This window comes from Phenylobacterium sp., assembly GCF_030697305.1.
Taxonomy (GTDB): domain Bacteria; phylum Pseudomonadota; class Alphaproteobacteria; order Caulobacterales; family Caulobacteraceae; genus Phenylobacterium.
This window is the reverse complement of sequence record NZ_JAUYQL010000127.1, coordinates 12746-26059: the sequence shown is the minus strand read 5'-3', so window position 1 is coordinate 26059 and position 13314 is coordinate 12746. Positions and strand designations below refer to the sequence as shown.

10 protein-coding genes are annotated in these 13314 nt (G+C 68.7%); 6 read left to right on the top strand and 4 right to left on the bottom strand.

Annotation, left to right across the window (positions count from 1 at the left end; translation table 11 throughout):
* Positions 1–35: 35 nt before the first annotated feature.
* On the bottom strand, positions 36–1184 hold the full coding sequence (locus Q8R27_RS13300; RefSeq protein WP_305699466.1) for an acyl-CoA dehydrogenase family protein: 1149 nt from the start codon (positions 1182–1184) through the stop codon (positions 36–38).
* A gap of 86 nt (positions 1185–1270) precedes the next feature.
* Between Q8R27_RS13300 and Q8R27_RS13295 the strand changes: the two genes are divergently transcribed.
* Positions 1271–2473, top strand: coding sequence for a CaiB/BaiF CoA-transferase family protein (locus tag Q8R27_RS13295; RefSeq protein ID WP_305699465.1), 1203 nt, complete (start codon positions 1271–1273; stop codon positions 2471–2473).
* Between the two features lie 55 nt (positions 2474–2528).
* Here the strand turns inward: Q8R27_RS13295 and Q8R27_RS13290 are convergent, their stop codons facing one another.
* From Q8R27_RS13290 to Q8R27_RS13280, 3 genes are all read right to left on the bottom strand, one after another.
* Positions 2529–3299, bottom strand: coding sequence for an SDR family NAD(P)-dependent oxidoreductase (locus Q8R27_RS13290; RefSeq protein ID WP_305699464.1), 771 nt, complete (start codon positions 3297–3299; stop codon positions 2529–2531).
* Between the two features lie 381 nt (positions 3300–3680).
* On the bottom strand, positions 3681–4937 hold the full coding sequence (locus tag Q8R27_RS13285) for a TadE/TadG family type IV pilus assembly protein (protein WP_305699463.1): 1257 nt from the start codon (positions 4935–4937) through the stop codon (positions 3681–3683).
* 129 nt (positions 4938–5066) lie between these two features.
* Entirely contained in the window at positions 5067–8537 is a 3471-nt protein-coding gene (locus tag Q8R27_RS13280; RefSeq protein ID WP_305699462.1) for an EAL domain-containing protein, read from the bottom strand.
* Between the two features lie 107 nt (positions 8538–8644).
* Here Q8R27_RS13280 and Q8R27_RS13275 point away from each other — a divergent pair, with 107 nt between their 5' ends.
* The 5 genes from Q8R27_RS13275 to Q8R27_RS13255 all read left to right on the top strand — a co-directional run bounded on the left by Q8R27_RS13275 (position 8645) and on the right by Q8R27_RS13255 (position 13269).
* Positions 8645–9262, top strand: coding sequence for a PleD family two-component system response regulator (locus tag Q8R27_RS13275; protein WP_305699461.1), 618 nt, complete (start codon positions 8645–8647; stop codon positions 9260–9262).
* 126 nt (positions 9263–9388) lie between these two features.
* Positions 9389–10255 carry a xanthine dehydrogenase family protein subunit M gene (locus tag Q8R27_RS13270; protein ID WP_305699460.1) on the top strand — a complete coding sequence of 289 codons (867 nt, stop codon included), beginning with the start codon at positions 9389–9391 and terminating at the stop codon, positions 10253–10255.
* Entirely contained in the window at positions 10252–10737 is a 486-nt protein-coding gene (locus Q8R27_RS13265; RefSeq protein WP_305699459.1) for a (2Fe-2S)-binding protein, read from the top strand. The genes Q8R27_RS13270 and Q8R27_RS13265 overlap by 4 nt, the downstream gene beginning before the upstream one ends.
* Positions 10734–13019 carry a xanthine dehydrogenase family protein molybdopterin-binding subunit gene (locus Q8R27_RS13260; protein ID WP_305699458.1) on the top strand — a complete coding sequence of 762 codons (2286 nt, stop codon included), beginning with the start codon at positions 10734–10736 and terminating at the stop codon, positions 13017–13019. Before Q8R27_RS13265 ends, Q8R27_RS13260 begins: the two co-directional genes overlap by 4 nt.
* 4 nt (positions 13020–13023) lie before the next feature.
* Positions 13024–13269, top strand: a complete 246-nt coding sequence (locus tag Q8R27_RS13255; RefSeq protein ID WP_305699457.1) for a MoaD/ThiS family protein — start codon at positions 13024–13026, stop codon at positions 13267–13269.
* The last annotated feature ends 45 nt before the right edge of the window (positions 13270–13314 follow it).

Sequence of the window (13314 nt, the reverse complement as noted above, 5' to 3'; positions counted from 1 at the left end):
TCATCGCGGCTTTCGCCGGGATAAGCGGATTCGCCTCAGAGGCTCCGCGAGATCAGCACCTTCATGATCTCGCTGGTGCCGCCGTAGATGCGCTGCACGCGGGCGTCGCGGTACATCTGGGCGATCGGGTACTCGGCCATGTAGCCGTAGCCGCCGAAGAGCTGCAGGCACTCGTCGACGATGCGTGCTTCGCACTCCGACAGCCACAGCTTGGCCATCGAGGCCTTGGTCGCGTCCAGGCCCTCGCGCAGGTGGGTCTCGATGCAGTCGTCGACGAACGCCTTGGCCACCGCCGCCTCGGTCTTGCACTCCGCCAGCTTGAACTGCGTGTTCTGGAACTCGATCAGCTTTTTGCCGAACGCGTTGCGTTCTTTCACGTAGTCGATGGTCAAGGCCATCGCGCGGTCGATGGCGCCGAGCGCCTGGACGGCGATCATCAACCGTTCCTGCGGCAGCTTCTGCATCAGCTGATAGAAGCCCTGGCCTTCGGTCCCGCCGAGCAGGTTCTCCACCGGCACGCGGACGTCCTCGAAGAACAGTTCGGAGGTGTCTGCTGCTTCGAGGCCCAGCTTGTCGAGGTTGCGGCCGCGCTGGAAGCCGGCGCAGCCGTCAGTTTCGACGAAGACGATCGACACCCCGCGCGAGCCTGCCTCCGGATCGGTCTTGCAGACCACGGCGATCAAGTTGGCGGTCTGGCCGTTGGTGATGAAGGTCTTTTGGCCGTTGATCACATAACTGTCGCCGTCGCGCACGGCGCGGGTGCGCACGCCCTGCAGGTCGGACCCGGCGCCCGGCTCGCTCATGGCGATGGCGGAGATCAGCTCGCCGGTCACCATCTTCGGCAGCCAGCGGCGCTTCTGATCCTCGGTGCCGTACATTTGGATGTAGGGGGCGACGATGGCGTTGTGCAGCGGCGCGCCGAAGGCGTTGAGACCGCGCAGGAACAGTTGACGGATCAGCGTCGCCTCGTGGCGGAAGTCGCCGCCGTGGCCGCCGTATTCCGGATCGATGGACAGACCCAGCAGGCCCGCCTCGGCCGCCTTGGTCCAGAACGCGCGATCGACCACGCCGTCCTCACGCCACTTGGCGTAGACCTCCGGCGGCGCTTCTCGGTCGAGGAACCGACCAACAGACTCGGCGAACATCACGACGCTTTCGTCTTCGTCCCATTTACCCGACGTCATGTTTACTCCGTCCATGGGGCTCGCGATTGGCCCGCGCGCCATGCAATACAATCGCTCGATTACTATCAGCGCGACGGTGAAAAGACATGGGCGGACCACTCGCCGGCGTTAGAATTATCGACATCAGCACCATCCTGATGGGGCCGTTGGCCACTCAGGTGGTGGCCGACCTCGGCGCGGAGGTGATCAAGATTGAGTCGCTGGGCGGCGACGACGCGCGCTACCTCGGCAATGCGCCCAGCCCAGGCATCGGACCCAACTTCATTCACATCAACCGCTGGAAGAAGAGCCTGGCGGTGGACCTGAAGCGCCCCGAAGGGCGTGAGATCGTGCTGCGCTTGGCCGAGACCTGCGACGCGTTGCTGTCGAACATCCGTCCTGCCGCGCTGGGCCGATTGGGCCTCGACTATGCGGCGTTCAAGGCGCGCAACCCCAAGCTTGTCTATGTGTCTCTGGTTGGATACGGCCGCGGCGGGCGCTATGCGGCCAAGCCTGCCTATGACGACCTGGTGCAGGCGGTCTCCGGCATACCGATGCTGATGCAGCGCGCCCTGGGCGGCGAGCCGCGTTACGTGCCGCTGGCCCTGGCCGACCGCGTCGTCGGCCTGCAGGGGACCAACATGCTGCTGGCGGGCCTTTTGAACGCCCAGCGCACCGGCGTCGGCCAGGAGGTCGAGCTGCCGATGTTCGAGACCATGGTCCAGTTCGTGATGGGCGAGCATCTGAATGGGCAGAGCTTCGACCCTCCGACCGGACCCTACGGCTATCCGCGCTTGCTGTCGCCGAACCGCAAGCCGTTCGCCACCCGCGACGGCTACATCGGCGTGCTGCCCTATAACGACGCTCAGTGGACGCGGTTCTTTGCGGCCACCGGCCATGGCGACCTGATGACGCACGACGAGCGGTTCTCCAGCATCGGGCGCCGCGCAGCCAACATCGACGCTCTGTACGGCCTGGTCGCCGAGATCCTGGTCGAGCGGACCACCGCGGAGTGGCTGGCGATCCTGGAGGAGGCGGACATTCCGGCGATGCCGCTGCACACGCTGGAGTCGATCGAAGACGACCCCCACCTCAAGGACGTCGGTTTCTTCCAGACCGTCGACCATCCGCTCGCAGGGCGGATGCGCACCATGCCGCAATCGGGAAGCTGGTCGGAGACGCCGATCGACCCGGCTGGCCCTGCGCCCGCATTGGGACAACACACCCGCGCCATCCTGGCCGAGGCCGGCTACGCGGACGACGAGGTCGAGCGGCTGATCGGCGACGGCGTGGTCGCCACCGCCGACTAGCGGCCGTGGCGGGTGACGCAGATATCGCCGTAGACCTGCTCGTTCCTCCCGGGGTTCACGCGTTGCGGGCCATCAGGCCGCCGTCCACCGGGATCACGGCTCCGGTGATGTAGGAGGCGGCCGGCAGGCAGAGGCTGACGGTCATGTGGCCGACCTCTTCCGGCAGACCATAGCGCCGCAGCGAGGTGCGGCGGCGCGCGTAGGTCTCCTTGTCTTCCGCCGGTGCGAAGGCGGTCATCGGCGTCTCGATCGGGCCCGGGCAGATGCAGTTGACGGTGATCCCCTCCTTACCGAGCTCCACGGCAAGGGCGCGGGTGAGGCCGGTGACGCCTGCCTTGGATGCGGCGTAGGCGCTGTCCATCGCCGTTGCGCCCAGCGCCTCGGTGGAGGCGATGTTGACGATTCGCGGGGAGTCGGACTTGCGCAGGTGAGGAAGGGCGGCGCGGACGGTCCGCTGGTGGGCGCTGAGGTTGATCGCCAGCATGCGGTCCCACAGGTCCTCGTAGCCGTCGTTGTCGATGGCGAGGAAACCGGCGACGCCGGCGTTGTTCACCAGGATGTCGAGGCCGCCGAAGTGGGCGGCCACGTCGTTGACGACGCGCACGATGGCGTCGGGGTCGCCGACATCGAGAGCCCAGGCGCGGGCGTCGCCGCCGCCGGCGCGGATTTCGGCGGCCACGGCCTCGGCGGCGTCCTGGGCGCGGTCGGTGACGGCGACGCGCGCGCCAAGCTCACCGAAGATCCTGGCGGTCGCCGCTCCCATGCCGCTCGCGGCGCCGGTCACCAGGGCAATCGAGCCTTCGACAGATCGGCCATTCCCACTCATGCGTTTCTCCCCTTTTTTCGGCGCCGCGTGGTGCGGCGGCGTTGTTGGCCCGCTTCCTGCGTCAGGCGTTTCAGATCTGACCATGTCTCTCCAGTCTGGGACAGATCCGCTGGCCGGGGCTCGCGAGCCCTCAATAGCCCCGGCCAGCCAGCTCGCGCTTCGCAGCGCTGCTATCCGACCGAGTTCGCCTCTGTCTTAGCTCGCCGCATGCATTCCGAAGTGATTTTTTACTGGTCGCCGTTCCGGCGGTGATCCTGCTGGGCCTCGCTGATCCTCCCGGGCGGCGTCGGGCGTAGAGGCTGGCGTGCTGAGATCCTGGTCGGCGCGAAGCTGCTCTGAGACGCGCTGCAGGGCATGCTCCGCACCTTCGCGCCGGCTCGGTCAGTTGGTCAGGCGCGATCCCTGGGTTGTCGGGCCGACGCCGGTGGGGACCGGCACGCCGCCCACCGAGTAGTTGGAATTGATCACCAGGTTCGGACTGCCTTCCATCTTGATCTCCTTCGCCACGACGACGGTCCAGGCCGACTGGTCGGCGATGTCGTTGCCGGCCCCAGTCACCTTCAGCGTCGCCGCCGGGATGTAGATGGTGCCCAGCAGCTCGCGGGCGTTGTCGCTGGAGATCTCGAAGGTGCGGGTGTTGTTGCGCGTGGTGGCCAGCACAAAGCCGGCGAACGCGCCCTTCTTGCGGCCGGTCAGGTCGATCTGCGAGCTGCCGGAGAACTTGAAGTCGGAATCCTTGTCGAAAACCAGCACCACGTCGTCGCCCTGCAGGATGCCGTTCTCTTTCAGTTCGAGCTTGCCGCTGAAATAATGTTCTCCCGGCTGCAGGCGCAGGGTCGCCCCCTTGCCGGCGATGTACTTGCCGCAGTGGACGCCTGGCGGCAGGGTGTTCAGGCCGATGCTGAGGATGACGTCGAGCGGCAAGCACAGGCTGGCCGGGGTCTTGATGGTCATCGACTTGAACGGATCCTCGATCAGCGGCGCGCTCTGCTGGGCGGTCGGCGTGATGCGGCCCGCCGCCAGGCCCGACGCCTGGATGAGGGCGGCCTTCAGCCAGGCGGTGCTTTCGACGGCGATGTCGGCGTTCGCATGCACCAGGCATCCGGCCGCGGTGATGTGGGCGTTGCCCTTCATATCCAGGCGGTTGGCGTCGTCCTTGCCCGACGTCAGCACGCACAGCGGCACCCGGCCCATCGGGCTGGCGGTGGCGTCCTGGTTGATGGGCCAGCCGCCGGGCGGCAGCATGTTGCCGAAGAACGAGGTGCGCTTCCCACTGACCGTGATGGTCACACTGCCGTCCTTGGCGACCGCGGTGTTGACGGCGTAGTTCAGGCGGATCTTGCGCTTGGCCAGCTGCTCATCGACGAAGTGTTTGCTGCGCTCGCCGAGCGCGGCGGCCTCTGACACGGAGCTCTGCTGGGCCGCCTGGATCGCGGCGGCGTCGACGACGTCCTGGATGGCGGACCGGTCCGACAGCAGTGAGGCCAGATCGATGGCGCCGGCCACCAGCACGGCGAGCACCGGAGTCGCCAGACCAAACCACACCGCCACGCCGCCACGCGCGCTGGCGACGAACCGCCGCCACAGGCCATGCGGGGGCGAACGTCGCCGCGGGTCGCTCGCAGAAGAAGGGGTCAAGTTTTCGACCTGAGGTCTACAATCCTGCCCAGAAAGAGCCGCAGACGTTTCAGGCTGGTTAAACCAAAGCCGTGATATCCGGATTATGCGTGTCGTTTCAGGCCTGTAACCTGCTGGCGCGACGCGGGTTCATACCGCGGATGCGACGGCCGCCAGCGGCGACGTCCAGGCCCTCAGATCCTCTACCGGCGCGGGTTTGCCGAACAGATAGTCCTGCATGGCGTGGACGCCAGCGGTCTTCAGGAAGCGCTGCTGGGCCTGCGTCTCCACGCCCTCGGCGACGACCTTCATGCCCAACGCGCGGCCGATGCTGACCACCGCGTGGACGAGCGTCGCGGCCTGGACGTTCTCGGCGCACTCGGTGACGAAGGCGCGGTCGATCTTCAGCTTGTCGAAGGCGAACATGCGCAGGTGGCTCAGGCTGGAATAGCCGACGCCGAAGTCGTCGAGGGCGATGCGCACGCCCAATGAATGCAGCCGCTCGATGCTGCGGCGAACCTCCTCGCCGTCGTTGAGGATCGCCGTCTCCGTGATCTCGATCTCCAGGCGTTCGGGCTCGAAGCGATGGGCGGCGATCAGCATGGCGATGTCGTCGACGAAGCGCGTGTCGCCGAACTCCAACGCCGAGGCGTTGAAGCCGACGGACAGGGGCGCAAGGTCGGCGGTTTCCTGCATCACCCGCTCGAGCACCCAAAGGGTGATCGGTCGGATCAACCCGTGCCGTTCGGCGATGGGGATGAAGTCGGCGGGGCTGACGTCGCCGCGCACGGGGTGACGCCAGCGCAGCAGACTCTCCACGCCGGCCAGCGTTTCGCCGTCGCGGGCGACCTGCGGCTGGTAGACCATGTGGAACTCGCCGCGTTGAGCCGCTTGGGCGAGGTCTGCGGCGAGGCGCAGCTCCTCCTCGTCTGCGGTCTGGCTGCGCGAAGGCTCGGCGACAGGCGTCGCGCCCTCCATCACGGCGAGTGTTGCGGCCAGACGCTCCGGCAGGGCGGCGGCTCCGGCATGATCGACGATGCCGTCACGCGCGGCAGACTCCAGCCGCGCGGCAAGCTCGGACACCGCACGGGCGCCCATGTTCAAGCTCATCGACTTCAGCGCGTGGGCCGCGCGGGCGAGCTCGGCGGCGTCTCCGGCCCGGGCCGCGTCCGCCGCGGCCTGGGCCGCTTCGGGCGCGTTCTCGCGATACAGCCGGCGCACCCGCTCGACAAATTCGCCGCGGCCGGCGGCGGTCATCGCCGCGAACTCGGCCGTCACGTTGGGATCGAGGAGATCGTCGAGCGCAGGCTGCGGTGTCGCTTCCGCCGCTGGGATCGGCTCGGGTTGGGCGAGCGGCGTCTCATCCGGGGTCAGGAATTTCGCCAGGGTCTGGGCCAGCGAGGCGAGGGTGAAGGGCTTGTGCAACACCGCGTCCATGCCGGCGTCACGCCAGGCCTCGGCCGCCGCGCCAACCACATGGGCGGTCAGGGCCACCACCGGCAGGCGTGGGGCGCCGGAGCGGGCTTCCGCGGCCCGGATCTCGCGGGTGGCGTCATAGCCGTCCAGCTCCGGCATGCTGCCGTCCATCAGCACCAGGTCGACGCCGCCCTCGGCGACCGCGCGAACCGCCTCACGGCCGTCGACGACGACGCTGACGTGGATCCCCAGGCGCGACAGGGCTTCCATCGCCACCTCGCGATTGACGGCGCTGTCGTCGGCCACCAGGACGCGGCGCCCGGAGAAGGTCGCGGTCGCGGCCTGCTGCGCTTGCTCGCCGGAATCCAGGGCGCTCGCCAGCGGACGCTTGTCCCGCCATGCCTCCAACACCGTGTGCAGGTCCTGCCGGCGGAAAGGCTGGATCAGGACAGCGTCAACGCGACCGGTCTGCTGCAACTGTGCAGGAGTCGAATCGCCGTATTCACCGACGCAGAGGGTCGGAATGCGATCGCTTGATGCGGCTGGCGCCGCGGTGGGATCGCAGATGACGATGTCCGCATCGCCCGGCGCTTGGGCGAACGTCAGGCCCGACCGCGTCAGGTAGCGGCGCATGGCTGCGCGGCTGGCAGACCCCTCCAGGCCCAGATCGGCGACGCCGGTGAGCGCCGGCCAGGCGCGGGCGGGCTCGATCACCACGACCGGGACCTCGAAGCCGAACATCGAGCCCTGGCCGACCTTGCTGCGGACGTGCATGGCGCCGCCCATCGCCTCGACCAGGCGCTTGCAGATCGCCAGGCCCAGGCCCGTGCCGCCGAACCGCCGGGTGGTCGACTGGTCGGCCTGGGTGAAGGCGGTGAACAGGGTCGACAGCTTGTCCGCGGGAATCCCGATGCCGGTGTCGTGGACCGCGGCGCGCAGGCGGCCGGGTTGCGGCGCGGTCAACTCGACCAGCACCGCGCCGCTCTCGGTGAACTTGATGGCGTTGTTGATCAGGTTGCCGACCACCTGACGCAGACGCACCGCGTCGGCCTCGATGATCTGGGGGACTGACGGGTCGACGTAGGCGGCGAGGTCCAGCCCCTTGGAGCGGGCGCGTTCCCAGAACAGGCTGCAGACGTCGTCCGCGATCTCACATGGATCGACCGGAGCGGCCTCCAGATCCATCTTGCCGGCCTCGATCTTCGAGAAGTCGAGGATGTCGTTGATGATCGCCAGCAGGCTGGAGCCGGACTTGGCGATCACCTCGGCGAAACGGCGCTGGCGAGGCGGCACATCGCCGGCGGCAAGCATCTCGGCCATCACCATGATGCCGTTCATCGGGGTACGGATCTCGTGGCTCATGGTCGCCAGGAAGTCCGATTTGGCGCTGTTGGCTGCGTCGGCCGCCTCCTTGGCGTCGACCAAGTCCGAGGTGCGCTGGGCGACGGTATGTTCGAGGCCGGCCACGTGGCGGGCGATCTCGCCGTCGCGGGTGCGGATCTCGGCCAGCATGGCGTTGAAGCCGTCCACCAGATCGCCGACCTCGTCGTCAGCGGCGATGTCAGGGCCCTGCTCGAAGTCGCGACGCTCGCGCATCTCGCCCATGGCGCGGGTCAGCGCCAGGATCGGGCCGGCGATGCCGCGCTGCAGCCGCCAGGCGACGGCGAGCCCCGCGGCGGTCGCCGCCAGCGCCGCCAGCAGGCCGATCAGCAGGCTCGACGCCAGCCGCTCGCCCACCCCGTGCAGGCGGCCCAGCAGCACAACCCGGCCGACGTCGCGGCGGGCGTAGACCACCGGCGCGCTGACCTCGACGGTGCGCGAGCGGAGCATGGACAGAAGCGAAAGGTCCTGGTCGGCGGCGATCTTGGCGTCACGGGTCAGGCGCACGGCGGCGCCGGCCTCGGCCAGCATGACGCCGTCCGGCGTTTCGATGCGCGCGTAGCCGACGTCCGGGAGGGCGGCGATCGAGCGCAGCGCGGCGAAGGCGCGGGTGCGGTCGCCCTGGGCCGCGGCCTCTCCGCTCAGCGAGGCGATCACCGCGGCGGTGGCGCGCAGGTGGTCGGTCTGTAACGCGGCCTCGCGGCGGCCGTCGCGCACGGTGGAGACCACGGCCACCAGCGCCACGGCGAGGCTCGTCGAGGCGACCACCAGCCAGGTCAGCTTGCCGCGGATGGAGCGGCGGCGCGCCGTTCGCCCGACCGACATTTGCCCACAGTCCTAAGTCTTGGAAGATGTTGGAGTTTATCGGTTACATGACATTAATGACTGGCGGCTTAATCTGTTCGTGGTTTCACCGGCAAGGTCGTCGTTTCATGGCGCAATCATCCGCGAGCGACGCGTTCTTCTACGTGCTGCAGGACACGACGCGGATCCTGTACGTCGACGACGACCCCATCTTGCGCGAGTTCGCCCAGGTGCATCTGACCACCGAGCACGCCAGCGTGGTTGTCGCTGAGGATGGCTTCGCCGGACTGGCGGCGTTGGAAGCCGCGACCCCCGACGTCATGCTCCTCGATCTCGAGATGCCGCGCATGGACGGCTTCGAGGTGCTGGGTCGCATGCGCGCCGAACCCCGCCACGCCCACATCCCGGTGATCGTGGTCACCGGCCGCGACGACGTCAGCGCCATCGATCGGGCCTACGAGGCGGGCGCGACGTCGTTCGTGGTCAAGCCGATGAACTGGCGGCTGCTGAGCTACCAGATCCGCTATGTCCATCGCACCCATCAGCGTGAACTGTCGTTGCTCGACGCCGCCCGCAAGGCCCAGGGCGAGGTGGACGGAGCGGCGGCCGCTCTGGCGGATCTGTCGCTGGCCGGCTCACGGTTCCTGGCCAACGCGCTGCAGGCGGGGCCGCATCTGCGCGCCCATGCCGAACCCTATCTGGAAGTTCTGGAGGCGATCTCCCAGGCACGCGCCTCCGCAGCCTGAGGGCTTCGCTGCCCCGGGCATTGATCACATGCCGCCCCGGGTGCAACCATAGCCGCCTAAGCCGCCATCGGAGATCGACGCGCCCAATTTGGCGCATGTCGGCTCGTCGCGGCGTCAGGAGGAAGCATGGCGGATCTCGACTATGTCGCGCCGGCGAGCGTGGCCGGGGCGATCGAAGCCCTGGCCGGAGGCGGCGCCAAGGTGCTGGCGGGCGGCACCGACCTGCTGGTGCAGATGCGCGCCGGACGGGTCAAGCCGCAGCGGATCGTCGACCTGAAGCGCATTCCCGGCCTGATCGGCGTGCGCCAGGAGAATGGCGGCTTTGTCATCGGCGCGAGCACATCCGGCGCTGAGCTTGGCGAGCACGCGGCGCTGATTCACGCCTGGCCCGGCGTCGTCGAGGCCGTGCAATTGATCGGTTCGACCCAGGTGCAGGGCCGCGCCTCGATCGGCGGCAACCTGTGCAACGCCTCGCCCGCCGCCGACAGCGTTCCGGCCCTGGTGGCGGCGCGGGCGATCTGCGTGGTGGTCGGCGGGCAGGGGCGTCGCGAGCTACCGGTTGAGGCGGTAGTCACCGCGCCCGGCGCGACCGTTCTCGCACCCGATGAATTCCTGTTGGAGATCCGTCTGCCGCCGCGCGCAGCCCGTGCGAGCGACGCCTATCTGCGGCAGATCCCACGCACCGAGATGGACATCGCTGTTGTCGGCGCCGGCGTCAGCCTGACGCTCGACGCGGCCGGAGTTTGTTCAGAAGCGCACGTCGCGCTGGGCGCCGTCGCGCCCACGGTGCTGCTGGTCGAGGCGGCTGGCGCGGCCTTGATCGGCACGACCCTCGACGACGCGGCGCTGGACGCCTTGGCCCAGGCCGCCGAAGCCGCCTGCCGGCCAATCAGCGACAAGCGCGGCACCGCCGAATACCGAACCCGCATCGCCGGCGTGCTCGCGCGCCGCGCCGCGGCCATCGCCTATCGCAGAGCGAGCGAACGAACATGAGCAAGATCCACATCAGCGCGACGGTGAACGGCGACCCGGTCGAGTTCCTGACCGAGGCCGGCGTCACGTTGCTGGACGCGCTGCGCGACGAGTTGGCCCTGACAGGTTCCAAGGAAGGCTGCGGTTCCGGCGACTGCGGGGCCTGCAGCGTGATCCTGGACGGGCGGTTGACCTGCTCGTGCCTGATCCTGGCGGCCGAGGCGCAAGGCCGTCGCATCGAGACCATCGAGGGCATGGCGCGGGGCGGAGAGTTGCACCCGCTGCAGCAGAAATTCCTCGACCATGCCGCCCTGCAGTGCGGTTTCTGCACGCCCGGCCTGCTGATCGCGGCCAAGGCGCTGCTGGACGCCAACCCCGACCCGACCGAGACCGAGACCCGCTATTGGCTGGCGGGCAACCTCTGTCGCTGCACGGGCTATGACAAGGTCATCCGCGCCGTCATGGACGCGGCGGCCGAGCTGAGACAGGTGAGGGCGGCATGAGCGACGCACCGACGAAAAACCGGCCCGACACGGCCGCGCTGAAGGTCATCGGCACCCGACCGGTTCGTCCGGACGGTGTCGACAAGGTCACCGGCCGTGCGGCGTACGGCGCCGATTTCCGCGCGCCCGGCATGCTGACCGGACGGGTCAAGCGCAGTCCGCACGCCCATGCCAGGATCGTCTCCATCGACACCCGCAAGGCGCGCGCGTTGGCCGGCGTGAAGGCGATCGTCACCGCGGCCGATTTCCCCGACCTGGCGTCGCAGGAATACGAAGCGGGCGAGAGCGCCTCGAACCTGCGCGACTTGGCGATGAACGTCATGGCCCGCAACAAGGTGCTTTATCAGGGTCACCCCGTCGCCGCCGTGGCCGCCGTCAGCGCCTCGATCGCCGAGGCGGCCGTCGCCCTGATCGAGGTGACCTACGAGACCCTGCCTCACGTGATCGACGTCGAGGCGGCGATGGCGCCCGACGCGCCGCTGCTGCACTCCCACCTGTTCACCGAAGGCGTCAGTCCGCGGCCGGCCAGTCCGTCGAACATCGCCAAGCGTCATCTGTTCGTGCGCGGGGACGTGGACGCCGCCCTGGCCGCCGCCGAAGTGGTGATCGATCGTCGCTACACCACCCAGGCCGTCCACCAGGGCTACATCGAGCCGCATGCCTGCGTCGCCGAGATGGCCGCCGACGGCCAATGCCAGGTGTGGAGCTCCAGCCAGGGCCAGTTCATGGTCCGGACCTACTGCGCCAAGGTGCTGGGGATCGAGATCTCCGACATCCGCGTGACGCCGGCCGAGATCGGCGGCGGGTTCGGCGGCAAGACCACGGTCTATCTGGAGCCGCTGGCGCTGGCGCTGTCACGCCAGTCCGGCGCGCCGGTGAAGATGGTGATGACCCGCGAGGAGGTGTTCACCGCCACGGGCCCGACCTCCGGCTCGGTGATGCACGTTCGGCTGGGCGCGACCCGCGAGGGCCGCATCACCGCGGCCGATGTCGAACTGAAGTTCCAGGCCGGCGCTTTCCCGGGCTCTCCTGCGGGCGCGGCCTCGATGACCGCCATCGCCTGCTACGATGTCGCCGATTTCCGCGTCGTCGGCTGGGACGTGGTGACCAACAGCCCGAAGGTCGCCGCATATCGCGCGCCCGGCGCGCCGATCGCCGCATTCGCGGTGGAGAGCGCCATCGAGGAGCTCGCCCAGCAATTGGGCCTGGACCCGATCGCCATCCGCCGACTGAACGGCGTGCGCGACGGGATGAAGGCCGCCTACGGCCCGACGTTCGAGAACATCGGCTTCATGGAGACCCTCGACGCGATCGAGAGCCATCCGCACTACAAGGCCCCGCTCGGCCCGAACCAGGGACGCGGCGTCGCGGTGGGCTTCTGGTTCAACATCGGTGGGGAATCGTCCGCCGCTGTGCACCTTTCCGAGGACGGCGGCGCGGTGGTCGCCACAGGCAGCCCGGACATCGGCGGCTCACGCGCGTCCATGGCGATGATGGCGGCCGAGGTGTTGGGCCTGCCGGTCGAGCGGGTCCGCCCGATCGTCGCCGACACCGCCTCCATCGGCTTCACCGGCCTGACCGGGGGCAGCCGCACGACCTTCGCCACCGGGATGGCGGTGGTGCAGGCCGCCGAAAAGGTGATCGAGGAATTGAAGCGCCGCGCGGCGCTGATCTGGGACGTGCCGGTGGAGACGGTCACCTGGGAAGCCGGCGCAGCGATTGGACCGCTGGACCCCAAGGGCGGGGCGCGCCGCCTCGACCTCGACACCCTGGCCGCCCAGTCGGGCCGTACGGGAGGGCCGATCTCGGCGGAGGTGTCGCTCAACGCTCAGGGCGCCGGGCCGGGCTTCGGCGCCCACATCTGCGACGTCGAGGTCGACCCCGAGACCGGGCAGGTCACCGTGCTGCGCTACACCGCCGCCCAGGATGTCGGGCGCGCCATCCACCCCTCCTACGTGGAAGGCCAGGTGCAGGGGGGCGTGGCGCAGGGCGTCGGCTGGGCGCTGAACGAGGAATATGTGTTCGACGTCGACGGACGGATGGAAAACGCCGGCTTCCTCGACTACCGCGTGCCGGTGGCCTCGGACCTGCCGATGATCGATGCGGTGCTCGTCGAGGTGCCGAATCCGCGCCACCCGTTCGGGGCCAAAGGCGTCGGCGAGGTGCCGATCGTGCCGCCGCTGGCCGCGGTGGCCAATGCGGTGCGTGCGGCGACCGGCGTGCGGCTCGACGACCTGCCGTTGTCGCCGCCGAAGATCCGGGCGGCCTTGCAGAAGGGGTAGGGCGATGGCCCACGTGGTCGCCTGCTCAGACTGCCTGGATTTCACCGGCGGGACGGCCGAGTTCGACGTCGCGGCCGACACGGTGCGGCGGATGATCCTCGAGCTGGAGGACCGGTTCCCCGGCCTCGGAGATTTCATCGAGCGGAAGATGGCCATCGCCATCGATGGCGAGATCTACCGAAACGCCTACAGCGCGCCTCTGAAGCCTGACAGCGAGGTCTATCTAATCCCCAAGATCGGCGGAGGTTAGGGCTGCATACTGCTGTTCTCGCAGCACAACGTCGGAGAATGACGA